This window comes from Pectobacterium atrosepticum, from assembly GCF_000740965.1.
In the GTDB taxonomy this organism is placed as follows: domain Bacteria; phylum Pseudomonadota; class Gammaproteobacteria; order Enterobacterales; family Enterobacteriaceae; genus Pectobacterium; species Pectobacterium atrosepticum.
Genome location: NZ_CP009125.1, coordinates 1,414,504 through 1,438,332, shown reverse-complemented (window position 1 = coordinate 1,438,332; position 23,829 = coordinate 1,414,504). Strand labels below are relative to the sequence as shown.

At 53.5% G+C, this 23,829-nt stretch carries 22 protein-coding genes; 12 read left to right on the top strand and 10 right to left on the bottom strand.

Annotated elements, in window-relative coordinates; all coding sequences use genetic code 11:
* Window positions 1-7: 7 nt before the first annotated feature.
* The 3 genes from GZ59_RS06300 to GZ59_RS06290 form a co-directional block, all read right to left on the bottom strand.
* On the bottom strand, window positions 8-1,678 hold the full coding sequence (locus tag GZ59_RS06300; protein WP_011092869.1) for a methyl-accepting chemotaxis protein: 1,671 nt from the start codon (window positions 1,676-1,678) through the stop codon (window positions 8-10).
* Window positions 1,679-1,951: 273 nt separating this feature from the next.
* A complete protein-coding gene (gene ypfH / locus GZ59_RS06295; protein ID WP_011092868.1) occupies window positions 1,952-2,569 on the bottom strand; it encodes an esterase in 618 nt (205 codons plus the stop codon).
* Between the two features lie 168 nt (window positions 2,570-2,737).
* Window positions 2,738-2,965: a DUF1272 domain-containing protein gene (locus GZ59_RS06290; RefSeq protein ID WP_011092867.1), complete on the bottom strand. Its 228-nt coding sequence runs from the start codon at window positions 2,963-2,965 to the stop codon at window positions 2,738-2,740.
* 223 nt (window positions 2,966-3,188) lie between these two features.
* On the opposite strand from GZ59_RS06290, the gene GZ59_RS06285 reads away from it, so the two are divergent.
* Window positions 3,189-3,407, top strand: coding sequence for a hypothetical protein (locus GZ59_RS06285; RefSeq protein ID WP_226302276.1), 219 nt, complete (start codon window positions 3,189-3,191; stop codon window positions 3,405-3,407).
* 37 nt (window positions 3,408-3,444) lie between these two features.
* Entirely contained in the window at window positions 3,445-3,816 is a 372-nt protein-coding gene (locus GZ59_RS06280) for a hypothetical protein (RefSeq protein WP_039290741.1), read from the top strand.
* A gap of 49 nt (window positions 3,817-3,865) precedes the next feature.
* Here GZ59_RS06280 and GZ59_RS06275 read toward each other — a convergent pair whose 3' ends face one another.
* Together GZ59_RS06275 and GZ59_RS06270 are read right to left on the bottom strand one after the other, a co-directional pair.
* A complete protein-coding gene (locus GZ59_RS06275; RefSeq protein ID WP_039290738.1) occupies window positions 3,866-5,668 on the bottom strand; it encodes an ABC transporter ATP-binding protein/permease in 1,803 nt (600 codons plus the stop codon).
* 74 nt (window positions 5,669-5,742) lie between these two features.
* Window positions 5,743-8,118, bottom strand: a complete 2,376-nt coding sequence (locus GZ59_RS06270) for a TonB-dependent siderophore receptor (protein WP_039290736.1) — start codon at window positions 8,116-8,118, stop codon at window positions 5,743-5,745.
* 409 nt (window positions 8,119-8,527) lie between these two features.
* Here GZ59_RS06270 and GZ59_RS06260 point away from each other — a divergent pair, with 409 nt between their 5' ends.
* The 8 genes from GZ59_RS06260 to trxA all read left to right on the top strand — a co-directional run bounded on the left by GZ59_RS06260 (window position 8,528) and on the right by trxA (window position 16,697).
* The gene (locus GZ59_RS06260) at window positions 8,528-9,049 is read left to right on the top strand and encodes a sigma-70 family RNA polymerase sigma factor (protein WP_039290731.1); all 522 of its coding nucleotides are present in this window, start codon (window positions 8,528-8,530) and stop codon (window positions 9,047-9,049) included.
* Window positions 9,050-9,058: 9 nt separating this feature from the next.
* Window positions 9,059-10,033 carry a FecR family protein gene (locus GZ59_RS06255; protein ID WP_230491462.1) on the top strand — a complete coding sequence of 325 codons (975 nt, stop codon included), beginning with the start codon at window positions 9,059-9,061 and terminating at the stop codon, window positions 10,031-10,033.
* A 170-nt stretch (window positions 10,034-10,203) separates the two neighbouring features.
* Window positions 10,204-11,082: an energy transducer TonB gene (locus GZ59_RS06250; RefSeq protein WP_039290727.1), complete on the top strand. Its 879-nt coding sequence runs from the start codon at window positions 10,204-10,206 to the stop codon at window positions 11,080-11,082.
* A gap of 78 nt (window positions 11,083-11,160) precedes the next feature.
* Entirely contained in the window at window positions 11,161-11,919 is a 759-nt protein-coding gene (locus tag GZ59_RS06245) for a MotA/TolQ/ExbB proton channel family protein (protein WP_039290724.1), read from the top strand.
* Between the two features lie 14 nt (window positions 11,920-11,933).
* Window positions 11,934-12,356 (top strand): ExbD/TolR family protein, encoded by a 423-nt coding sequence (locus tag GZ59_RS06240; RefSeq protein ID WP_039290722.1) that lies wholly within the window; start codon window positions 11,934-11,936, stop codon window positions 12,354-12,356.
* Between the two features lie 164 nt (window positions 12,357-12,520).
* Window positions 12,521-13,885 carry a TldD/PmbA family protein gene (locus GZ59_RS06235; protein WP_039290719.1) on the top strand — a complete coding sequence of 455 codons (1,365 nt, stop codon included), beginning with the start codon at window positions 12,521-12,523 and terminating at the stop codon, window positions 13,883-13,885.
* A gap of 34 nt (window positions 13,886-13,919) precedes the next feature.
* The gene (tldD, locus tag GZ59_RS06230) at window positions 13,920-15,365 is read left to right on the top strand and encodes a metalloprotease TldD (RefSeq protein WP_048018352.1); all 1,446 of its coding nucleotides are present in this window, start codon (window positions 13,920-13,922) and stop codon (window positions 15,363-15,365) included.
* Between the two features lie 66 nt (window positions 15,366-15,431).
* Entirely contained in the window at window positions 15,432-16,697 is a 1,266-nt protein-coding gene (gene trxA, locus GZ59_RS06225; protein WP_039290716.1) for a thioredoxin, read from the top strand.
* Window positions 16,698-16,729: 32 nt separating this feature from the next.
* On the opposite strand, the gene GZ59_RS06220 is transcribed toward trxA, so the two are convergent.
* The 5 genes from GZ59_RS06220 to dapA form a co-directional block, all read right to left on the bottom strand.
* Window positions 16,730-18,835 (bottom strand): tRNA(Met) cytidine acetyltransferase TmcA, encoded by a 2,106-nt coding sequence (locus GZ59_RS06220; RefSeq protein ID WP_039290714.1) that lies wholly within the window; start codon window positions 18,833-18,835, stop codon window positions 16,730-16,732.
* Window positions 18,836-18,852: 17 nt separating this feature from the next.
* Window positions 18,853-19,305, bottom strand: a complete 453-nt coding sequence (locus GZ59_RS06215) for a DUF441 domain-containing protein (protein WP_011092854.1) — start codon at window positions 19,303-19,305, stop codon at window positions 18,853-18,855.
* A gap of 200 nt (window positions 19,306-19,505) precedes the next feature.
* Window positions 19,506-20,219 carry a phosphoribosylaminoimidazolesuccinocarboxamide synthase gene (gene purC, locus GZ59_RS06210; protein ID WP_011092853.1) on the bottom strand — a complete coding sequence of 238 codons (714 nt, stop codon included), beginning with the start codon at window positions 20,217-20,219 and terminating at the stop codon, window positions 19,506-19,508.
* A gap of 143 nt (window positions 20,220-20,362) precedes the next feature.
* The gene (gene bamC, locus GZ59_RS06205; protein ID WP_011092852.1) at window positions 20,363-21,400 is read right to left on the bottom strand and encodes an outer membrane protein assembly factor BamC; all 1,038 of its coding nucleotides are present in this window, start codon (window positions 21,398-21,400) and stop codon (window positions 20,363-20,365) included.
* 16 nt (window positions 21,401-21,416) lie between these two features.
* Window positions 21,417-22,295 carry a 4-hydroxy-tetrahydrodipicolinate synthase gene (dapA, locus tag GZ59_RS06200; RefSeq protein ID WP_011092851.1) on the bottom strand — a complete coding sequence of 293 codons (879 nt, stop codon included), beginning with the start codon at window positions 22,293-22,295 and terminating at the stop codon, window positions 21,417-21,419.
* Window positions 22,296-22,667: 372 nt separating this feature from the next.
* On the opposite strand from dapA, the gene GZ59_RS06195 reads away from it, so the two are divergent.
* Entirely contained in the window at window positions 22,668-23,219 is a 552-nt protein-coding gene (locus GZ59_RS06195) for a glycine cleavage system transcriptional repressor (protein ID WP_039290711.1), read from the top strand.
* A 52-nt stretch (window positions 23,220-23,271) separates the two neighbouring features.
* Window positions 23,272-23,739 (top strand): thioredoxin-dependent thiol peroxidase, encoded by a 468-nt coding sequence (gene bcp, locus GZ59_RS06190; RefSeq protein ID WP_011092849.1) that lies wholly within the window; start codon window positions 23,272-23,274, stop codon window positions 23,737-23,739.
* The last annotated feature ends 90 nt before the right edge of the window (window positions 23,740-23,829 follow it).

Here is a 23,829-nt window from a genome sequence, read left to right as displayed (position 1 = left end):
TCCTCGGTTAAAACGTTTCCCAATTCGCATTTGATGATCCGGCGGACGTGGGTTTGGGCAAAAGCGATTTCGGTAATGCAGCAAGAGAAGATGCGCTCGCCGCGCGGTGTTCCTGCGCTACCGCCTGATTAATTTTGAACACCTCAACCGCATTCTGCAAAAATCTGGCCTGCTCTTCCAATGCTGCCGCGGCAGAAGCCGACTCTTCAACCAGCGAGGCGTTTTGCTGCGTAACACGGTCCATTTCATTGACCGCCTGTCCGACCTGATCGATCCCCCGGCTTTGTTCATCCGATGCCGACGCAATTTCGCCCATAATATCCGTTACTCGGCTCACGGCGCTGACGATTTCTTTCATCGTATCGCCCGCGTCTTTCACCTGCAAAGAACCAGTATTGGCGCGACTAACCGAATCATCAATCAGCGATTTGATCTCTTTGGCAGCCTGCGCACTGCGCTGTGCCAGCGTGCGCACTTCACCCGCCACCACGGCAAAGCCCCGCCCCTGCTCACCCGCTCGCGCCGCTTCTACCGCCGCATTCAACGCCAGAATATTGGTTTGGAAAGCAATGCCATCAATCACGCTGGTAATATGGGCGATCTTTTGTGAACTGTCAGAGATCTCATTCATCGTTTTCACGACATTATCGACGACAGTGCCACCTTTGTTGGCCGTTTCTGACGCATTTTTTGCCAGCAGCGTAGCCTGACGCGCGTTGTCTGAATTCTGTTTCACCGTTGAGGTTAGCTGCTCCATGCTGGCCGCTGTTTCCTGTAGCGATGCGGCCTGTTGCTCGGTACGTGAAGACAGATCGTTGCTGCCTACCGAAATTTCACTGGCCCCGGAATGAATGGAGTTGGAACTGTCACGCACTAGGCTCACGGTACGGATTAATGACTGCTGCATATCGTGCAGCCCCGCCGCCAGTTGGCTCATCTCATTACGACCTGCGGTATCAATATGATGCGTCAGATTACCCTCGGCGATAGCGCTGATATGCCGCATGAGCGTACGCAGCGGGTGCAAAAGAATACGCTGCAACCCGATCCAACTGAGGATAATCACCAGCACGACGACCACGGACAGTGCGCCCAAAAGCCACAGCATCGTTTCAAATGCGACGTGGTTTTCCTGTAAGCCATCATCTGACAGCTGATTTTGTGCCGCACGCCACGTAATATAGGCATCCTGCATCGCCACGTTAAACGGTGTCGCCTCGCTACTCAATTTCATCGCCGCCCCTGCCAACCCACCAGAAAGCGAATCCACAATATCATTCAGTAGCTTGTCGTAAGCGGTATAACTCGTCTCAAGTTTTTTGGATAACGCGTCATCCAATCCAGGTGTATTAGGCAGAGACAAATAGTGTTTATAACTACTCTCTGAGGCAACCAGTTGTGATTTGGCCTGCTGTAAAAGCGCCTGCATGGCTTCTTTATCCGCATTCCCCAGCATCATGTTTTGTATAATAGATCCGATAGCGATGCGCGTCTGATTCATCATAATCCAGGCATCGGTAAAGGCGGCCACATTCTGGTTAGAGCGTTGAGAAACAAGGAAACTATCTCTATCGTTTATCAATGCCCGAACGGATAGCGCCCCGGTTAAAAACTGAGATATTCCTAATACAAACAATAAAATAACAAGGATGGTAATGACTTTAATACGCTTAAACATGGCACACCCTCTTTTTCCATAAGGATGTGTTACTTATATCCGAAAAAAGAAGGGAAATATTGAACACTCAACACAAATAAAAATATTGTCTATATTATTTAACAGCCAAATATGGATTATATTATTTTTAATATGGATAAAATCTCATTCCAGAAAATATATGCTCTCATTTGAATAGAGGCAGCGCCGAAAAATCATTATGCACACCGTACGTAATGATAACGAACACTGCCACATCAAACATCACCAATAAGATAATCTGATGAGGTATGTTTATTTCAGATAAACCAGCGCCTGCTTCAGCATGTGTTCATCAATACCGTGCCCGACACCGGGTGCGATATCCAACGTAAACGACGTTCCCAGCTCCTGAAAGCGATGAGCGGCAGCATGAGCATGCCCAACCACAATGACGCCATCTGCTTCACCGTGAATCAGATGCACCGCAACATCAGCAAAGGCTTTTTCTGGCAAAACGGCAAAGCGGCCGCTGAACGCAATAATGTGCCCGGCCAGCGAGGACTCAGACTTCAACGCCTCCAGCGACATGATGCTCCCCTGCGAGAACCCCACCAGCACGGTTTGTTCCGCGCTAATGCCACTTTGTTCCTGCCAGTGACGCACGGTATCAACAAAACGCGGCAAGTTTGCTTCAATACGAGATAACCGATTCTCTTCCGTGACGCCCTGAACAGAGAACCACTGCCGCCCGTCGCCATAGCCAGTACTGAACGGTCCGGCAATACTGATCACGAGCGCCTGCGGTAATGCGGCGGCAAAATAGCGCCCAATCTGCGCCATGCCTGCGGCGGTATCGCCTACTCCATGAAACAGCAGGATTAACCGATTTGCTTCTGAGGGTTGCTGAACAACAACATAATCTTGATTCACGTTTCTCTCCTGAAGGCATGCGTCAAACGCAACACCTGGCGACAGTCGTCATAAAGTACGGTTAATTCTCACTATACGCCGCGCACTGACAGGAGAAATCGGGAATTACTGAACGAGATGTTCCATTTTTTGCAATGACAGAGGGGAAAACCTCACAGCCTCGCCCTATCAGTGCGGTTTGATAATACGGATCGTTGAAGCCGGATCGTTCACTAGACAGCGTACCGGACGCACCGGTCGTTTGACCAATCCACCACCGCAGTTCGGGCAGGCGTGGTGAAATACGGCATCCGCACAGTCAGGACAGAACGTGCACTCATAGGAGCAGATATACGTTTCGGCGTCCGGCGGCAAATCACAGTCGCAGTGTTCACAGTTAGGGCGTAATTCCAGCATCGGCTTATCCTGATTCAAAAAATTATGGCGCTCTCGCTGTCACTTTCCTGTGGTTATTGCACAAAGATTAGTGAAGGAGACTGAGGTTCTTTTCTACCAGAAACCGCCCTTCATGCAAATAAGGTTTATACCCCGAAATAATGCATCGCATTAACGTCAACCTTACTTTCCAAATCCCTTTTTATTTGGGAGGCGGCTCACCGCACTGGCGCGTATCCATCAGTTGGTGAACGCGGGGTGTCAGTTCATCATCGCTACCCACTCGCCTATTATTCTGGCCTACCCTAATTCAGTGATTTATCAGTTCAATGAAAACGGTATTCAGCAGGTTGCATGGCAGGATACGGAGCATTATCAAATCACGCGGCAGTTTTTAAATAACCCACAGGGCATGATGAAGATATTACTCGTCGATGAAGACGACACCGGTGAAAACACTTAGCATGTCGTCATATTTTCTAAAACCAAGGAAATGAGCGATGACAGGTGACAGAGATGAAATCTATCGACTCGTGGGCGAGCTGTTGCACGGCATCCAACATGGCGATACGGATGCTTTAGTGGATTTTGGCGTGAACCCGGCTATTTACGAAGAGATTCTTGAGGAATTGGATAGCGTGGGGGAAACCATCGCAGAGCTGACGCTTCCACCTTATGACATGGCTTTTACACCAGATAGGACGGGCAGGATTCCCCTGTGCAGCTACGTGATGGACGCCTCCCCTCAGCGCAAGAGAGTGGAATGCCAGCTCTGGTCTGGAGAGAAAAAGACCGAACTGACGTTAATTGCCGACTACCCAGAGAAACCGGGGAAAGCGTCTCTGGTTTTCCGACTCTTAGAGACGCAATAACTCCGCCCATGTTCGAGCGGAATTACACCATTGAAGACAGCAGAAAACATCACTCACCGCGCCAGGCAAAACCACGTTCACTAAATGTCCTATCCGAATCTGGATGCGGCAGTGCATCATCGCCTGCATGAGCATCCTTCTTGTGCAGACCGTCACTTTCGGCTAAAGGTGCCAGATGTAGATGATGAGTATGCAAAGCCGCCAGCGATTCTCGATGCGCCACGCTGATAATCGCGCTATCAGGTAAGGCCGTGACCAATGCCTGATACACCTGCTGCTCTGTCTCAGGATCGAGCGCACTGGTGGCTTCATCCAGAAAAATAAAATCGGGCCGATGCAACAACGCACGGGCTATCGCCATTCGCTGCTGCTCACCGCCGGATAACCGCTGCTGCCAGCGATCTTCATCATTCAACTGCGAGGCCATGTCCGATAATTCGCTGCCGATGAGCGCATGTCGGCACCGCTCGTCGGTAAAATCCCGCACATTGCTGGGGTAGCACAATGCCGCTTTCAGCGTTCCCGTCGGGAGGTAGCTTTTCTGCGGTAAAAACAGCGTGCGGCAGTGGCGAGGTAGTGTAATCGCCCCGCTACCGTGCTGCCATAGTCCGGCACAGGCGCGCAGCAGCGTGCTTTTACCCACACCGGATGCGCCGTTAATCATCCAACGCTCACCGGGCAAGACCTGCCAATCATCTAACGCGGTCAGCGCACGGCCATCCGGCGTTAACAGCCGCAGATTCTCACAGGAAAACCCAAGACCGTCGTGTTCCGTCACCCGAATAGGCGATGACGTCCGCACACTTTTGTTCAGCGCAGCGTCCATATCCTGTAAACGCTTCGTCAGCGCTAGCCAGCGCGTGAAGGCCTGATACGCCTGCATAAAATAGCTCAGCGTCGCTCCCAGAGAACCGTAAGCCATTTGAATCCTCGTCAAATCGCCAAAGGTGATCTCTCCACGTAACAGCTGTGGTAGCGCCAATAACGTTGGCAACGGTGAGAGAAAATGGCTAAACAGACTCTGACCAAACGACACCTTAAAACCACGCAGCAGCACAGACAGCGCATTGTCACGCACGCGAGCAAACCGCTGGGCCAGCCGTTCACCTTCCCGCGATCCTCCCTGATAGAAAGCAATCTGTTCCGCGTTTTCACGTAATTGAACGCCAAGGAAGCGGAAGTCACCTTCCGCATTTTGTTGATCCATATTCAGTTTTATCAACGCCTTACCCAGCCAGTGCGACAGCGCAACCTGAAGGATATATTCGATGTAGAGGGCGTAAACCATATAGCCGGATATCGCCCAGTCGCTGCCCATAAACGAGAAACGCAGCACTCCAGAAACCGACCACAGCAGCGCCGTGTACGTGACAGTGCTGATGACGACCGAGATAAGGCTGAGAAAAAAGTTCAGCGAGGCCGATACCAGTTCGTTAACGTCATCGGCGATACGCTGATCGATATTCGACAGCGCACCGTCTCTCTCTATTTCGTAATAGGCCGATGTCCCCGTCCAACGCCGGATATAGTGGAGCGTCATCCAGGTACGCCAGCGCAACGCCAGATAGCCTTGACTGAGCACGTTTACCCATCTCAGCATCATGACGCTCAAACCGAGGATGAAGCTGAAGATAAACAGCGGCTTTATTTGCTCCCAATCCAACCCAATCAACGCATCGGTGAATTTCCCCGAGACTCGGTTCGCCTCCACGCTGATGTAGGCCGTCCCCAGATTGATGCTAATAATCACCGCCAGAATAAACAGCGCCAGATACTTCTCTGACGTCTGCCAATAGGGCATCAGAATCTGGCCGATGCCCGGTCTTGTCGTACTCGTCTCGCTTGCGTTCATGCGCCGTTTATACCTGCTGATTCGTGTGAATGACCGTTCTCGTTATTTGTCTAACAGATTGGCCGAACGGGTTATCAGAACGAATACGTCCCAGTGAGACGCCACGTTCGCCCTTCTTTCACTCCGATATATAGCGGCGTCGTGCTGGTGTAGTAGATATCGCGATCGAAGACGTTGTTGACACCCAGCGTCAGCGACCAGTCAGGCTGGCGGTAAAACACCGATGCATCGGTTGATGCCGAGCTGCCGATGTTGAAGGCGTTATTGCTCGGGCCGTTCTGCGTTTTCGATGAACCGCTGATACCGACTGATGCACCGGCCCCCTGATAGCGTCCAGACTGCACTTCATAAGACGTCCACACGTTTCCAGAGTGGCGCGGCGTAATCGTGCTACGAACGGTGGTAGGATCCTTATTATCCGAGTAGGTATAGCTGGCCGTGACATCCCATCCCGGCAACAAAGAACCGTTCAGATCCACGTCAAAACCTTCACTTTTGCGTCCCGTGGTCGCAATGGGGAAACCGTTTCTATCCGTTACCGCTAGGTTTTTTTGCTCAATGCTGAATACGGCTGTCGTCAGCGTAAGGTTATCTTCGAGCAGGTTGAATTTCAGCCCAGCTTCTTTAGACTGCCCCGTCGTTGGGGGGAGCTGGACACCAGAACGCGAAACTTGCGCACTGCCGCTAAAGCTATTCAGCAAGTTGGCGTAAACCGTGACGTCCGGTGTGATATCGAAGCTAATGCCGTAATTGGGGATCCACTTGGTCGCGGTATACGTCGATGCTCGCGTTCCTACCAAATAGCTGTTGTTCCATGTCGAGCGCTTCACCGCCAGTTGGAAATGCAGGCGGTCAAAGACATCGATCTGATCCTGGAACAGGAAGCCGCTTTGAATCAGCTTGGACGTGTACGTCCGGCTATTCGGTTCACCGATGCTGGGGAACACCAACGAGTCTGGGTTATACACATTCCCATTGGTCATCAGGATAAAGCTGCCGTCATAGCTGGCGTAGCGTTCATGCTTATAGTCATGGCCGACCAACAAAGTCTGAGTGACGGGCCCGGTTTCGATTTTCCCGCGAATATCATTTTGCTGGCTCCACGTCTGATTAGTGGATTTATAGGCCAGCGGGTGGCTAATTTTGTTGCCATTAGCGGCGATATCCAGCGTTTCGTTCATCTTCATCTGCGAAGCCGTGCTCTGGAAACCCGCTTTACTGTTGAATGTCCAATCGTCGACGAGTTTTTGCTCCAGCTCATAATAGGCATTCGTCGTTTTCATCTTGTTATGATCGTCTTTATCCCCCAGACGATATTCCGGCAGCTTCTGTATTCTCCCGTTAGCGTAAATCGTTCCGGCAGGTCCCGATTTACGTGCCTGATTCACTTCCGCACCAACGGTGATCCGCGTATTGTCGTTTTTCCAGGTCAGCGCTGGGGCTAAATAATCACCGTGGTTACCGTTGTAATCAGGAAAGGAGTGCTGAGATTTCATGGTTGAGGCATTTAAACGGTAGCTGAACGCTTTATCGTCCGTGATCGCGCCACCCAGATCGATAGCCGTTTTAAATTCACCGTAGCGCGCCGCCTCGACTTTGAGGACATGCAACGGTTCGGTTACCGGTTTTTTACGCACAACGTTAATGGTTCCCGCGGCGGAACTGCTTCCCGCGAGCACCGACTGTGGCCCTTTCAGCACTTCAACACGTTCGACCCCCTCAATCGCCGTACCCTGACCAATACCAGCATTGCTAGAGCCCGACAGGCCATCCGTCGCACCAGACGTTACGGCATAGCCACGCATCCAGTACGTAGGCGTACCACGGTTTGACTGAATGGTAACCACGCTGCCTGAGTTTTTTAACGCCTCTTCCAACGATGTGGCCTGACGGGCGGTAATCAGCTTATTACTGATCACCTGAACTGACTGTGCCGTTTGCTGCAACGACGTGCTGGTGCGTAATGCCGAAGAGGAGGTGCCGGGATTCAATACGGTTTCATCTTCACTGCCTGCGCTGACGGTAATCGCTGGCAGCGTTTTATCACTCGCCTGCGCCACATCTGCATCATTAGCGCGGGAAGAAACAATGGTCAGCGTGCCATTACCCGTCGTCGTCAATAATAACGGCGTACCTTGCAGTAAGCGTAAAATAGCCTGACGCGTTGAATAATTGCCATTCAGCGCGGCACTCTGATAATTCGCCACCAGCGCAGGATTAAAAGAGAGTGTCTGTTTGCTTTGATTGGCGATTGCCAATAGCCCTTTTTGCAGGTCGCCCGCAGGAATAGAAAATGCCACGGTGTCATTTTCACCCGCCGCATAGACGGTCATAGGAACGGTCGTTGCCCCCATGAATAACGCAGAATTAATCGCCAACATATTAGTGAAGAATAAGCGTTTCTTAAAACTCAGCCCCAGAGCGGGAGAGGCAGTATTACGTTTTTTCATTTTTCCCTCGTCAATTGCTTCAAAAAATCAGTTTTTATTGGTCTTCGTATGATTTGTGCAATGACGATGGAAAAGTGACAGTGGGAAAGTCATTTTTCCCGTAATTATTTTTTCCTCGGTAGAAAACAGATTGATTTGGACAAATCTTTCCTCTGTATTTTTAAATATAAAAATGAATCACTCTTCTGAATTGTCTTTTTTATCGCCCGCCAAGAAACATCCAGAAATAGAGATTTACCCATTCCAGTCAGTAACAGAACATTTCTAACTAACCATAGAAAAAAAACGTTGTTTGACTCCTGCATATTTTGACTTAAAAACAGCACAGGACGCATCGTTCCTTTTGTTCTGCGGCCCTGGGGTATCCCGGTTCAAGCATTGTTGTGATTTACGCTATTTAAGGATGCCCATGTACATAGAGGCTGTTAAAAAACCCGACTTACTGTCGCTGATATTTCGTAGCGACTATCGCTGGCTAACGGAAAGATTACGCCGCCGTATTGCCTACGGCTGTGAAGCGGAAGATGTCGCCTCAGAGGCATTTTTACGTTTGGCCTCGCTACCAAATCTTGCCAATGTACAGGAACCGCGCGCGATGCTAACCACGCTCGCCAAACGCGTACTGTATGAAAACTGGCGTCGCCGCGATCTGGAAAAAGCCTATCTCACCGCGCTGGCGAGTAAACCTGAATTTCACCATCCGTCACCAGAAGATCAACAGCTGTTGATGGAGGCGCTGCTCACTATCGATCAGGCGCTGGATGGGTTATCCACCAAAGCACGGCAGGCATTTCTGTTTAGCCAGCTTGATGGCATGACCTATGCCGACATTGCCGTACAGCTCGATGTCTCCGCCAGTATGGTGAGAAAATATATCGCCAAAGCGCTGACCAACTGCTATCTGGCCACACAGGACAGCAGTGACTTATAGGTGAACCGCATGGCAAGACGACACATGGATGACCCGATTGCCGAACAGGCGATTGAATGGATGGTGCTGCTGCGTTCGGGCGAAGCAACACAGTCCGACTATGATGAGTACCGACGCTGGCGATACGAAAACCCTCTGCATGAGCGCGCCTGCCAACGCATTGAGCAAACTCTGGGGAAATTTCAGCCGCTTCTCGCCGCGCTGCCTCACGAACCGATTCGCCAGGCGCTATTAGCCCCCTCAGGTCGGCGCAAAGTCCTGCAATATGGGCTGGGCATGGTGGCCATCGCCTCGCTAAGCAGCTTGTTACTTAACCAACATTACCCCCTATCACCCCTTCTATCTGATGTGAAGACTGCCACGGCACAGCGCCAGCAGGTTCCGCTCAGCGATGGCAGCACGCTCATGTTGAACGCGCGTACCGCCGTCGATATCAACGTTGAACCAGAAAATACCCTCCGTCAGGTCGGCATTCTCAACGGTGGTATCTTCGCGAAGATTAAATCGGATGCACAACGCCCTTTTATTATTGATACCCACATGGGCAATATCGTCGCGCTTCAGGCCAATGTGAACGTGCGTCATGAAAGCGGCGGCATCCACGTCGGCGTGCTGGATAACATCGCCAAGGTGACTAACCACGCAGGGCAAAGCCTGCGCCTTCACGCGGGTCAAGGCGTCTGGTTCGATCGCTCAACGCTCTATCAGGTTGCCGTCACGCCGGAGGCGGAAAGCGCCTGGATGCAGGGTCGTCTGGAAGTCCGCGATCGCTCGCTGGCGTCGGTCATCAGCGAACTGCGTGATTACACCCCCGGAATAATCCGGCTGGATCCCGCTATCGCTGATTTACGCGTCAGTGGCAATTTCCCGTTAGATAACCTGAACTACACGCTGGATTCTCTGGCGCAAACCATGCCCATCGCGATTGTGCATACCACCGATTACTGGATACATATCCGCGCCGCCGACGCCAGACACGTATAAGCGATGGCTCGCAAAGGTGGTAGTCAAGGATGGCAAGCCGCAAAAAATTTCACGCACGTGGTGACACTTTTCCTGCCTCGTTGCACATCGTTAATAGAGGTCATCACAATCCCGATGTTCAGGGCGGCATAAAGCGTCCGACACCGTAAGTAAGAGCAGCAGAGGAAAACGTGCAACAGGCATCCGTGCAACACCTTTCGTTAAACGCGCGCGTTGATGCGGCACCCGCCGCACGGCGTGACGTCGCACCCGCACAGCCGTCGCGCAGCATGGCGGTGGCGGCGCCCGACCGGGGAGAAATGGGGAGGATTGCGCTCAGCTTTCTGACGGTCGCGCTGATCCATGCCGGTGTCGCTGCCTTACTCATCACGCGAACCACTGAATACACACCGATCAACCTGCTCAATCCAGCAGCCAGCATAAGCATTCAGGCCACGATGGTTGACGCGCCAGAACCCGAACCGATTCCTGAACCGTCGCCGGAGCCACCCGTGCTGACATCAGAACAGGGTGAACGTGAAATTGCGCCCGTTCCTGAAAAACCAGTCGTTGAGGAACAGCAAACGCCGCCTCCGGTCAAAAAAGAGGTTCACCAGCCGCCGGTTAAGCCAGTGGTAAAACCACAGCCCATCCGCCCAAAAACCACCGCTGAGCGTCAGCCTGCGGCGCGTCCGGCACCGGAGCCGTCTCACACCGCACCGGAAGCGACGCCAGGCACACTGACGACCGCCAGCAAGGGCAACCTGATGCAGAACAGCCCGGGTGCGCAGCCTAAGCAGGTTGCATCCGTTGGCTGTGTCGTCCCGCAACCTGACTACCCTCGCCGCGCCAAGCGTCTCCAGCAGGAAGGCAACGTGCTGGTTCGTCTGGTGATTAGCCCAGAGGGGCGATTGATTCGACACGACATTGCCCGCAGTAGCGGCTATGACGCACTCGATCAGGCCGCGATTGAGGCCGTAGCGCAGGCACGCTGTACGCCTTACCGCGAAAATGGACAGGCCATTACTGTCATGACGATTCAGCCCGTTAATTTCCGGCTGACTCACTAAGAAAGCACCCGCGTTGACATAGCGCATCCGCCGTTTCGCAAACACGCCCGAATCAGGTTATTGCATAAGAGGTCACACATGAACACGTTAGATATCCATCATTTCTGGCAGCAGGGCGACGTGGTCACCCACTCGGTAGCCATCATTCTGCTCATCATGTCGCTGCTGTCATGGACGGTCATGCTGCTTAAAGCGCGGCAGTTATTCGCCTTGAACAAAAGCGTGCAATACAGTCGGAATACCTTTTGGCAGGCGACCAGCCTGCAAGAGAGCGTCGAGAAATTCGGTAAGCAGCGTTTTAACCCGTTCCGCGATCTGGTGATCGAAGGGCACGCGCTGCTGAAACACCCGCACAAATTTTCTTCCACGCTGGGCGGACACGTCGATCTCAGCGACTGGCTGGTGCGCGGCCTGAGCAACACGCTGGACACCAACTCAGGCAAACTGCAATCCGGCCTCGGCACGCTGGCGTCTATCGGCAGTACCGCGCCGTTTATCGGCCTGCTAGGCACCGTGTGGGGCATTTTTCACGCGCTGCAAACCATCAGTACCATCGGCCAGCCCGATCTGGCTCAGGTTGCTGGCCCTGTCGGCGAAGCCTTGATCATGACGGCGTTTGGCCTGTTCGTGGCGATTCCGGCCGTATTAGGATTCAACGCAATCAACCGCCGCAATCGCATCGTCCTGCATGCCATGAATCGCTTTGCGCACGATCTGCACGCTTACCTGCTGACTGGCGCACGCGTGGATACCAGTATTACCGATCTGACCAGTATTACCGACCAGAATAGTGCAGCGCGGTATGAGCCGACTCACCCCGTTGAGCGCTCCGCCTGAAGAGGAACATAGCCATGAGTATGTCATCCCCGTTTGAAAGTCAGGAAGACGCCCTGCTTAACGACATCAACATGACGCCGTTTATCGATGTCATGCTGGTGCTGCTGATCGTGTTCATGATCACCCTGCCGGTCATTAATCACGCCGTCAAAGTGGATCTACCGCGCGCCAGCGTCGAAAAAATCAAAAAAGATCCACAAGCTGTGGATATCGCGATTACCGCAACCGGACAAATTAACTGGAATAAAGAAGCGGTCGATGATGCCCAACTGATCGCCAAACTCGATGCGGCCTCAGCCGAAGGCACTCACCCGAATATACGGCTGTTTGCCGATCAGGCCGTCGAATATGGTCGGGTAGCGTATGTCATGACGAATGCCCAGCAGCGTGGCCTGAGCAAAATCGATTTCGTCCTGCAACCCGTCAAAGCCCCCTGACTTCCTCTTTCGCTCTGGTGCTGAAAGCCTCGCCAGCATCAGAGCGCATCATCTTCTCCATCATCCAAATTCCTCAGCGTAAAAAAAGTTTCGGCGTGCGGTGACGCTTTTCTTTCTTCGTTGCACATCATGAGTAGAACACTGTCACGCATGGATACCGAATAATGCCTTCTCTTGATGAATCCCCCGTTCTTGCTACGCCGCAGACCGACACGCTTCAGTCGCTGGCCGGAGACGTGCTGGACTTCGCGGCCGCAAAAGGCGCGAGTCAGGCAGTCGTCAGCATCTCGCAGGGAAACCGCCGTACGATCCGCGTCAGGAACGGCGATATTGATACGCTGACGCAAAACCAAAGCAACTTCCTGTCCGTTACGGTCTACTTCGGCCAGCGCGCAGGCACCGTTTCTTCGACCTTGTTTAGCAAGGAAGCGTTGCAGGATGCCGTTGATGCCGCTAGCACGCTGGCAAAATATGCCGATGAGGATCCGTGTAGCGGTCTGCCGGAAGCACAGCATTTCGCCCGTAATATTTACGATCTTGCGCTTCACAACGCCGATACGCTGACGGTTGAGCAAGCGCTGTCGCTGGCGCTGCGCGCCGAGCAGGCCGCCAATACCACACATGAACATGGCTACAGCGAGAGCACGGAAATCACCTCGCAGCAGGGAGACTTTATTCTGGCGAACTCTGCCGGTTTTTCGGCAGGTTACCCAACATCGTTACACACCCTGTGGAGCCATGCGATTGCGCGTAACGATACGCAACGTCAGCAGGGTTTCTGGCACACCTCCGGCAGAGCGCCGTCGCTGCTGGCCTCGCCAGAGGCTATCGGACATACCGCCGCGCAACGTGCGGTGGCACAGCTAGGTGCACGAAAACTCTCAACCCGCCGCAGTCCAGTGCTGTTTGAGGCCCCCGTGGCGCACAGCCTGATTCATCATTTGGTCGGTGCGCTGAGCGGCGCGGCGCTTTATCGATCCACGTCATTTCTGGGTCAGTGCCTCGGTGAGGCCATCACTGCACCGCACCTGAGCTTGTATGAAAATCCGTTTATTCCCGGCGCACTGGCCAGCGCCTGCTTCGATGCTGAAGGCGTCGCAACTGCTCCGCGTCATGTCATCCACGACGGCATTGCACAAGGCTATTTTCTCTCAAGCTACAGCGCTCGACGCCTGGGGCTCACGACGACCGGACACGCAGGTGGAGCCTATAATCTGAGCGTCAGCAGCAACCAGAGTCGCGCTGGCGATGACTTGCCAGCGCTGCTGCGCCAGATGCACACAGGACTGCTGGTCACCACGTTGCTAGGGCACGGACTGAATCCAATGACGGGCGACTATTCGCAGGGTGTGGCGGGCTTTTGGGTCGAAAACGGCGAAATTCAGTATCCGGTCGAAGAAATCACCATTGCAGGCAACCTGAAAACGCTGCTCCTGCACTGTGTCGCGCTCGGAGCGGACATCCACACGCAGGGCAATCTCTCCTGCGGTTCCCTATTGATTGAAGAGATGCAGATCGCCGGGCAGTAATCCCACATCGCGTCACAGAAACAGGATCATTATCATGGCAATACACGCTTCCAGAGCGGGAGTCTCACCTGCGCTGTCGGCATTTTCGCTGGAAACGACGGAGATAACGCACGCGCTGAACCACATCATGCAGCGTCAGGTGGACTATGCCGATCTCTATTTTCAGCGCCGCCAGCAGGAAGGCTGGCAGTTAGAAAACGGCATTGTGCGCCCAACAGGATTTAGCCGCGATCAGGGCGTTGGCGTCCGCGCCGTCAGCGGCGAGAAAACGGCGTTCTCCTACACCAATGACCTCCGCCCGCAGGCTATTCTGCAAGCAGCCAATACCGTAAGAGAAATCAGTCGTCGGGGACAGACCGCCAGTGTGGCACTACCCGCGTCGCTGCCGCACGGCACGACCGCGCTTTATCCGTCAGACAATCCTTTACTTGCCGTAACCGAAGAACATAAACGTCAGCTTCTGCTCTCGATCGACAGACAGGCGCGTGCCCGCGATCCCCGCGTGACGCAGGTCACGGCCTACCTGAATGCTTCACACGAAACCATTCTGATCGCCCGACATGACGGTCGGCTCGCCACCGACGTTCGCCCGCTGGTGAATCTGGTCATCAATGTCGTCGTCGAACAGCAGGGTCGTCGGGAGAATGGTTCCAGCGGTGGTGGGCGACGCCTCGACTACCGATTCTTTGCTGACGAGACGGTCAGCCAGTGGGTTAATCAGGCTGTCGATCAGGCGCTGAATAATCTGGACGCCAGCCCGGTGCCAGCAGGAACTTACAGCGTGATCCTTGGTGCAGGTTCGCCCGGCATTTTGCTGCACGAAGCTATCGGGCACGGGCTGGAAGGCGATTTTAATCGCAAAGGCAGTTCCGCATTCTCTAGTCTGTTAGGAGAACGCGTTGCCGCGCCGGGCATTACCGTCGTGGATGACGGCACGCTCGCCAACCGGCGGGGTTCGCTGCATGTGGACGATGAAGGCACACCGTCACAGTGCACGACATTAATCGAGGACGGCATCCTGCGCGGCTATTTACAGGACAGCCTCAACGCCAGACTGATGAATACCGCCCTGACGGGCAACGCGCGTCGGGCTTCCTACTCTGCGCTACCGCTGCCGCGCATGACCAACACCTACATGCTGGCAGGACAATATCCAGCCGAAGAAGTGATCGCATCGGTCAAAAACGGCCTCTACGCCGTCGGCTTCGGCGGCGGGCAGGTTGATATCAGCAGCGGGAAATACGTCTTTTCCACCACCGAAGCCTACCTGATTGAAAACGGACGCGTCACCCGCCCGGTTAAAGGTGCCACGCTGATTGGTCACGGGCCAGAAGCATTGCTGCACGTCGCGATGGTGGGTAACGATTTGGCTTTGGATGACGGCAATATCGCCTGTACCAAAGAAGGCCAATCCCTGCCCGTCAGCGTCGGCCAGCCAACGCTTCGTATCGACAACATGACCGTAGGCGGCTCACAGTAAGCCGTGTTGTCACGGTTCACTGCCCCCTACTCAACTTACTCACTATTTTCTCTGAACGGAGACACCATGTCAGACGCCATCATTACTGCCAGCGACACCTCGCTGGATACGTTGCTCAATAACAGTGACAAGCCCATTTTGCTCGACCTGTGGGCACCCTGGTGCCAGCCGTGCAAAACGCTAGCTCCTCTGCTAAACACGATTGCCGATAACACGCCAGACAACCTAACCGTCGCCAAGTTGGATGTGGAGCAATATCCGGCATTCATGCAGCGTTTTGGGGTACGAGGTATTCCTACGCTGCTGCTGTTTAAAAATGGGCAGGAGATTTCACGGCAGATCGGTGTGAAAACGCTGGCGCAGCTACGCGGCTGGCTGGAATCGCACGAGATTGCGATACAGAACACCGCACAGCCGCTGGCAGACACTCACGTTACGTGGAGCACGTTCTATGGTGATGCTTCGTTGCACACATTCCTCCACCAGCGGCTACGTCAGCATGCGGCGGACGGTAATATCGAACACGCATTTTCCCCCTACTGGCAGGACAACAAAGGCTCAGTCTCTGCTGCGCTAGCGCACAATGCAGACATTCGCATCTTTGAACGCATCACCGGATTACCGGCCTCGCTCGGCCTGCTGCTGGAAAAACTGCCGAGCACCACACCAGAACAGGTTGATGCCCTCTTTGCGGCTCTCGCTCCGGGAAAAACGGTAGATGGCGTTGCGCTGCAATGGCTGCACCACTGGTTAAGTCACGAAGGAAATCCGTGGTCTGACTGGCTGGTAGATGAAACCGTAGACGGCTTGCGTCAGCAGTGGGTTCAGGCAATTTCACGGCTGTTAGCGGGTGAAGCCGTGGCAGAAAGCGAATGGACGGCACTGCATCAGCAGGCAATAAGCTGGGAAGAAAAAGCGGCTACCGAACTGGGCCTGGAAAAGAATATTGCCACAATACTCGCCAGCCTATCGCCGCCGCCTGCCGCGTCCGACGCTGATAGCTGGCGCAGCATCAGTACCACTCTTGGCTTCGCGCTGGCGCAGATCCTGCAAATTAAAGACGGATGGAGCAGAGAAGAACGCGCAACGCCAGATAAGCGCTTCCGCTGGTTTCAGGCACAGGAAGACGCCACGCCGAGCAAAAAGCTAACGGATGAACAAATTACCGCGCTACGTGAACAATGGCTTCAGGAAAACCCGGATTTTTCCGCGAAAGAGGATGCATTTTATCAGCGCTACTCGCAGCTGTCAGAAGCGCAGAAAATCCCCTTGCAGGAAACGCTGTGGGAATTACTTCGTCGTGCGCCCGCCTTCAAATCACAGTTGAACTGATACCGTAGTCTGCCTATCCATAACGATGCGTTTCAGGGATGAAGCGCATCCTCCGCTGCATCGTCAGGAAGCACCCACAGCCGCCAGCGCTCACCGCGTTGCGCATCGAGATCGATTAGCGCATTGGCGGTTTCTTCTCGCCAGCGTTTCAGGAGCGCTTTCTTGCCCGTTAGCCCTAACGTAGCAGCCGTCTGTTCGCCTTCACCCGGTGTTTCCGCCAACAGACGTAGCGCAGGCAGCGGCAACGAGGTGTGAATCAGCAGACGACAGATCGCAGCGAAGCTCGCCTCCATAGGCCGATGCGCAAACGCAAATCCCACCAGCTCACGCCAGTCGTCGTCATTCAGTTCAATATTCTCTGTACCCAGATCCGTATTTTCCGTCTGTGGCAGCGCGAGGCTCAGCGGAATCATGCGTTGTAGCCAGTGCCAGTCGCGCGCCAATTGCTGGCTTCCCTGCTGCGCCAGTTTATGCCCGGCCTCACTCAGCGGCAGTACCGCCATCGCGCTATAGCAGCCGCTGCTGGCCTCAAGATGACTGCCGATACGCACCAATTGAAACCCACACGATTGCCAGAACGCCCACAGATCTGGCTGATAGCCGAAGCTAACCGACAGATAATCCAGCGCCTGCTTTTGTGCCTCACGAGTCTGATCTGCGATTAATGCTCGCCCTATTCCCTGTCGGCGAGATGACGAGGCAACCGCAATCCGGCTTACGCGACGCGCGTGCAGCGTCGGCGCATTCCACAGGCCAGCATGCGCCGCCAGCGATTGCGCCACCAAATTACCGCGCGGTCGCCTCCTGCCAGCCCAAACGTCATGAGCCAGTGAATCAGACAGCCCGCCTTCCTCCACCAGCCACAACACGCCACGAATATCACCCGCCACCTGTGCACTGACAATATGCATGCCCAGTGCATCCATCATGCGGCGTAAATCCAGCGGCGAGGTACGGTAATGTGCACTGCACAATAGCGCATAGCACCACGTCAGGCGTTCGGGATGTGTCAGCCAGTCGTCGGCACGCTCGGTTCGAATATCAAGGTCGGCAGAGGGCAGAGTCAGTGCGCCATCAGTGGGATTCAGCGGAAAATGAAGAGAGGCGGGTTCGTTGAACAGCAGCGCCTGATCCAACACGCGTTCCAGCGGGTCATTAGCGGCCCAGCGCAGAGGATCGTCCAGTGAAAATACGCGACACTGCGGCAATGCCGCACAAAACTTCAGCAGAAAACCCCGTCCCGTGCCTTCATACCCCTGCACCGTCGTGGTCATCAAAATACGGGGGAAATAGGGCAACAGCGCAGTAAGTACAGAAGACGGAATCGCTGCCGCTTCATCAATCAACAACCAGTCGATGTCGGGTGCGCCATGAAGGTGACAGTGTGCTAACAACGCATCCGGTGCCCAAAACTGCGCATCGCCACGCGCGTGCTGTTGCAGGATATCCGTCGCCGAACGGGAAGGTGCGGTGGTCCAGCAGGTTCCGCGACTACGCTGCGTCAGCATTCCCGCCAGCGTCGATTTTCCTCGACCGCGTGGCGCGATAATCACAAATACGCCAGACTCGGTGGCACTCAGTTCATGCAAGATGTGCTGCTGTCGTACGGTCGGTTCACCCTGTACAGGCTGCCAGTCGGATCTTACAGCCAGCGGCTGAATCACCAACGGCTGACCTTGTTGCCAGAGAACCACATCGTCATCGGCCAGCAACTGCCGCTGGAAGTGCTGAATAAAGTGCGGAGTAGCAATCGGCTGTGCGTGCTCACTCCAGCGTAGGCTGTCTTGATCCGGCAGCGTCGGCCACACTTGCCACGACGGAACCAGCATAATCAGCCAGCTCCCGGCCTGTAGCGTGCCGGACAGCATCGCCAGCGCCTCGACATCCACGCCGCTGCGCGCATCAAACACCGCGTGATGAAACTCTCGCCCTAGCAGCGTCCGAACACGACTGGCTGGCAACGAGGCGACGGAGTCAGGTGCGTGTTCGCTAACCCACAGCCAGTCGCCCGTTGACTGGCGGCTAAGCACCATCGCTTGCTCTTCACACCAGCTCGACTCACCGCTCAGCACCAGCAATCGCCGGATACCATAGCGTTGCTGCTGTTGTTGGCTGTGGAGAAAATCACGCAATATCATCACACGCGCCAGCTCAGTCAGGTCTTGCCAATCAGCAGAGAAAGTAGCCCTGCGGCGATCAACGGCCCGACTGGCACACCGCGAAACAGCGCCACGCCCATGACCGTTCCCACCAGCAGCCCCGCCACAACGGAGGGTTGATTGCTCATTAGCGACACACCACGTCCGCCAAGCCAGGACACGGCGACACCAATCAGAATCGCCAGCAGGGATTTCCAATGCAGGAAGGAATGCATCACTTCACTGGCGGTAATTTTTCCGCTGGCAATCGGTGCCATCACGCCAATAGTCAGAACGACGATACCGATGCTCAGACCGTATTTTTCTACCCACGGGAAATAGCTGTTTAAGGGTGTGATACGTATCGCCAGCAGCACCAGAATCGCCAGTGTGACGGTCATGTTGTGGCTGATGATACCCAGCCCCGCCAGGACGAGCAGAATTAACAATGTTGGATCGATATAAGCCATGGATTCGAGTCTGTCGAAAGTAGTCAGGTTGCGCGTTAAGCAAACCGCGATGATAGCATTAATCGAGATAAGGGGCAGACCAGCAAATCATGCAGGCAAAGATGAGGAATAAAAGGGCGTTTTCTGAAAGGAAAATAGTTAAAATATTCAGGTCTCCAGCCTATTGCCGACTGGAGACCTGAACGTAAACGATTGCGCAGTTAGTCTAATTTTACGCCGATACGGTGCGCAACTTCTTCATACGCTTCAATCAAGCCACCAAGGCTCTGACGGAAACGGTCTTTATCCATTTTGTTCAGCGTTTCTTTGTCCCACAGGCGGCTACCGTCTGGTGAGAACTCATCGCCCAGCACGACTTCACCGTTGAACAGACCAAACTCCAGCTTGAAGTCGACCAGAATCAGCCCAGCGTCGCCAAACAGTTTGCTCAGCACATCGTTCGCTTTGTAGCTCAGTTCCTTCATGCGAGCCAGATTCTCTTCACTTACCCAGCCGAACGTCTTGCAGTAAGATTCGTTCACCATCGGGTCATGCATGGCATCATTTTTCAGGAACAGATCGAACAACGGCGGATTCAGCTCGATACCTTCTTCGATACCCAGACGTTTTACCAGCGATCCCGCCGCGCGGTTGCGCACGACACACTCGACCGGCACCATCTCCAGTTTTTTCACCAGCACTTCATTGTCAGACAGCAGGCTCACCATTTGGGTTGGGATTCCGGCTTCTTCCAGTTTGCTCATGATGAAATGGTTGAACTTGTTATTCACCATCCCTTTACGGTCAAACTGCTCAATGCGCGCACCGTCTCCTGCTGATGTATCATTGCGAAATTCCAGCACCAGTAGATCGGGATCTTCGGTGGTGTAGACGGTTTTCGCCTTTCCACGATACAGCTCAGCTAGCTTTTGCATCTTTAATTACTCCACACAGTGAGGGTCAAAAAATACGACCCGATATTTAACGCTTCCCCGAACGCTTGCCGATAGCGCCCGCCAATTCGGGTAGATATTGTTGAATGAAGAAGGGCCGGATAATCCGACCCTTGTTTTATGCGTTATTTACTGAACGCCGCCTGGAATACGGCCACCAGTGCATCGTTCTGCGACTGGGTTAGCGTATGCCCCTTGGAATCGATAAATTGCAGACTGCTGCGGTTATCTAAATCGCCGACCTGCAATTTGTAATCGCCGTTAGGCAGTTCAGGGTTTTTCGCGCCCAGATCATCCCAGGTTCCGCCGCTTGGTGCTCGATACGTCACAGAAACAGAACCCTGCGGACGGCTGCGATCGTTAACCTTCATGCCGATTTTGTCCAACGCGACAGGCAGACGATCCCACACAACAGTGTACGGACCGCGCACAATCAGCAGCGGCAGACCAGTGTCATCCGCACCGCTCTGCACGTCCAGCGAACCAATGGTGCGGTTTGCCAGCGCATTTTCGCGTGCCGTTGCCTGAGAGTCCAGACCATTACTGAGGACATTCAGCATCAGGCCAGCGTAGCGCTGCGTCTGATCGCTCGTCGTCACTGGCTGACCGTTCAGTTGTAAGCCCAGCAGTTTCACGATTAGAGCAACCTGGTAACCCTGCTGTTGCACAGAAATCTGATAACGGCCCTGATACGGAACGTTTTCATCTTCACGCGGCCATGAGATCCAGTCGGTCGTCAGCGTTTGGCTGGCATCCTGACGGTTGGCAATGGTAAACGCGTTGTCTTGCAGCACGCGGATAACCTGAGACCAGATCTGGCTGTTTTGCGCACTGTTTTCTAACAACAGCGTTGCCGTATCACCTGAGGTTTGGGTACGGGAACCATTCAACAAAGCCAATGGCTGCACTGGAGGACGAATATCCAGCTCTTTGCCAACTGCACCATTCAGGGTAACTGGCGGTATATCAAAATCCCCGTTCTGCACCGGTAAAATCATCCCGGCAGGCGTATTCAGCACATGTTGCGCTGGTGCCTTTAGATAGGATTCATCGCCACTGACCTGACGCTTATAGCGCTGATCGCTGGAACAAGCCGCAAGCAACATCACGAGTGATAAGCCAACGACTTTCGCCACCATCGACTTTTGTAATGAATAACTCATTAAATCTCCCTAACGATTACAGCAAACCCGCTTGCTTAAGTGCTTGCCCCATCACCGTACGACCGGAATCAGTCAACGGTGTCATCGGCAGGCGCAGCGTATCGGTCGCCATGAGTCCCAATTCCTTACAAGCCCATTTCACTGGGATAGGATTGGGTTCAACAAATAATTTCTGATGCAGTGGCATCAGGCGCTGATTTAAACGGCGCGCTTCGACAAAATTGCCCTGCGCCGCCAGCCTGCAAAGTTCAGCCATTTCACGCGCAGCGATATTCGCTGTCACGGAAATCACACCTTTACCGCCGAGTTGCATAAAATCCAGACCGCTGGCGTCATCGCCGCTCAGCAAAATGAAGTCTTCACTAACCAGCTCTTGGATCTGACTTACCCGACTTAAGTTCCCCGTCGCTTCTTTAATTGCGACAATATTTTTCACTTCGGACAAACGGGCAACAGTTTCCGGCAACATGTCGCAGCCAGTACGGGAAGGTACGTTATACAGGATTTGCGGCAGATCGGTATGCTCGGCGATCGCTTTGAAGTGCTGGTATAGACCTTCTTGCGTCGGTTTATTGTAGTACGGTGTGACCGTCAGGCAGCCAACAACACCCGTGCCATGAAACCGTTTGGTCAGAGAAACGCCTTCGGCAGTAGCATTAGCACCCGTTCCAGCGATAACAGGAATACGTCCGTCGCTCAGTTCCAGCGTCAGCAGCACGACATCGCCATGTTCGTCATGGCTCAGCGTGGCAGACTCACCCGTCGTGCCGACAGAGACAATCGCCGATGTACCGCTAGCGACATGATAATCAATCAGTTTTTTCAAGCTCGCCCGGTCAACGGCGCCTTTGGCGTCCATCGGCGTAACTAGCGCAACAATACTTCCCGTAAACATTGGCCATCCCCTCCACAAACAAGTGCTTCATGGTACTTTTGACCTCTATGCAAAAGCAAGCGGACAAGGGCGTTGTAGGCGTCTGACGCAGGTTTTTTTATGACGCAGCAAACGAAATTAAAAATGCTTCTGATGTTTTGGGAAAATAGGCCGCGTAAATCGAGCTAAAAATTGCTCCCGTTTTTTATGGCGGTCTATCCCTGCCCGCCACCCTTCGGGCCGCCGTAAACGGCGTTAAAAATTGCTCCGTTTTTTTTACGGCAGGCTATCCCTGCCCGCCGCCCTTCGGGCCGCCGCAAGCGGCGTTAAAAATTGCTCCAAGCAATTTTTTATGTTTACCATGTATTAATGGGAAAAAAGACAGGAAGCATGATGTTGCCAAGCTCACAAGAACACTATCTGGTTATTACCGCGATGGGGGTTGATCGCCCCGGTATCGTCAATGCGATTACCCGTCACGTCAGTAGCTGTGGCTGCAATATCGAAGATAGCCGTCTTGCCATGCTGGGCAAAGAGTTCACGTTTATTATGCTGCTGTCCGGCAGTTGGAATGCGATAACGCTGATCGAATCTACCCTGCCGCTGAAAGGCGCAGAGATGGATTTACTGATCGTGATGAAGCGGACGGAGTCACAGGCTAGTCAGCCAACGCCTTCAACCGTTTGGGTAAAGGTCGACGTTGCCGACTCCCCTCACATCATTGAGCGCTTTACCGATTTGTTCGATTCTCACCAGTTAAACATTGCCGAGCTGGTTTCCAAAACGCAGCCCGCCGAGGGTGGCAAACCGCCGCAGCTGTATATTCAGATTGCCGCACACAGTTCTGCAACGCTTGATAGCTCAATTATTGAGCCAGCCTTTCATCAGCTATGTACAGAATTGCACGCACAAGGCAGTATTAGCGTCGTTAACTATGCCCGATAGTCTATTTATGGGTATATCCACAGCATGAAGAGAAATAAGACGGAGAGTCGTGATGAACACACTGAAAGCCGGTGATATTGCACCGAAATTTAGCTTGCCCGACCAGGATGGCGAACAAGTAAATTTAACCGACTTCCAGGGACAGAAAGTGTTGGTGTATTTCTACCCTAAAGCGATGACGCCAGGATGCACCGTTCAGGCTTGCGGCCTGCGCGATAACATGGATGATTTGAAAAAACATGGTGTTGAAGTTCTCGGTATTAGCACGGATAAATCAGAAAAATTGTCCCGCTTTATCGAAAAAGAGGTCTTAAATTTCACGCTACTTTCTGATGAAGATCATCAGGTTTCAGAAGGATTTGGCGTTTGGGGAGAAAAAACGTTCATGGGGAAAACCTATGACGGGATTCATCGCATCAGCTTCCTGATCGATGAAAACGGCAAGGTAGAGAAGGTTTTTGACGACTTCAAAACCAGCAACCACCACGACATCGTTCTCGATTATCTGAAAAGCGCCTGATTCGCGGTTTTCAGATCGTCCACCGGCACCGTAATAGGTGCCGGTTTTTCCTATCATTATCCCTCTTCACCACGTTTTTCCCGTTCGGGC

Excerpts from the sequence above, each read along its gene's own strand:
- GZ59_RS06195 (WP_039290711.1), top strand. The coding sequence starts at position 22,668 with ATGTTGCCAAGCTCACAAGAACACTATCTGGTTATTACCGCGATGGGG.
- GZ59_RS06240 (WP_039290722.1), top strand. The coding sequence starts at position 11,934 with ATGAGTATGTCATCCCCGTTTGAAAGTCAGGAAGACGCCCTGCTTAAC.
- bamC (WP_011092852.1), bottom strand. The coding sequence starts at position 21,400 with ATGAGTTATTCATTACAAAAGTCGATGGTGGCGAAAGTCGTTGGCTTA.
- dapA (WP_011092851.1), bottom strand. The coding sequence starts at position 22,295 with ATGTTTACGGGAAGTATTGTTGCGCTAGTTACGCCGATGGACGCCAAA.
- bcp (WP_011092849.1), top strand. The coding sequence starts at position 23,272 with ATGAACACACTGAAAGCCGGTGATATTGCACCGAAATTTAGCTTGCCC.
- GZ59_RS06220 (WP_039290714.1), bottom strand. The coding sequence starts at position 18,835 with ATGATATTGCGTGATTTTCTCCACAGCCAACAACAGCAGCAACGCTAT.
- GZ59_RS06280 (WP_039290741.1), top strand. The coding sequence starts at position 3,445 with ATGACAGGTGACAGAGATGAAATCTATCGACTCGTGGGCGAGCTGTTG.
- GZ59_RS06255 (WP_230491462.1), top strand. The coding sequence starts at position 9,059 with ATGGCAAGACGACACATGGATGACCCGATTGCCGAACAGGCGATTGAA.
- GZ59_RS06275 (WP_039290738.1), bottom strand. The coding sequence starts at position 5,668 with ATGAACGCAAGCGAGACGAGTACGACAAGACCGGGCATCGGCCAGATT.
- GZ59_RS06235 (WP_039290719.1), top strand. The coding sequence starts at position 12,521 with ATGCCTTCTCTTGATGAATCCCCCGTTCTTGCTACGCCGCAGACCGAC.
- GZ59_RS06290 (WP_011092867.1), bottom strand. The coding sequence starts at position 2,965 with ATGCTGGAATTACGCCCTAACTGTGAACACTGCGACTGTGATTTGCCG.
- purC (WP_011092853.1), bottom strand. The coding sequence starts at position 20,219 with ATGCAAAAGCTAGCTGAGCTGTATCGTGGAAAGGCGAAAACCGTCTAC.
- GZ59_RS06245 (WP_039290724.1), top strand. The coding sequence starts at position 11,161 with ATGAACACGTTAGATATCCATCATTTCTGGCAGCAGGGCGACGTGGTC.
- GZ59_RS06270 (WP_039290736.1), bottom strand. The coding sequence starts at position 8,118 with ATGAAAAAACGTAATACTGCCTCTCCCGCTCTGGGGCTGAGTTTTAAG.
- tldD (WP_048018352.1), top strand. The coding sequence starts at position 13,920 with ATGGCAATACACGCTTCCAGAGCGGGAGTCTCACCTGCGCTGTCGGCA.
- GZ59_RS06215 (WP_011092854.1), bottom strand. The coding sequence starts at position 19,305 with ATGGCTTATATCGATCCAACATTGTTAATTCTGCTCGTCCTGGCGGGG.
- trxA (WP_039290716.1), top strand. The coding sequence starts at position 15,432 with ATGTCAGACGCCATCATTACTGCCAGCGACACCTCGCTGGATACGTTG.
- GZ59_RS06300 (WP_011092869.1), bottom strand. The coding sequence starts at position 1,678 with ATGTTTAAGCGTATTAAAGTCATTACCATCCTTGTTATTTTATTGTTT.
- GZ59_RS06260 (WP_039290731.1), top strand. The coding sequence starts at position 8,528 with ATGTACATAGAGGCTGTTAAAAAACCCGACTTACTGTCGCTGATATTT.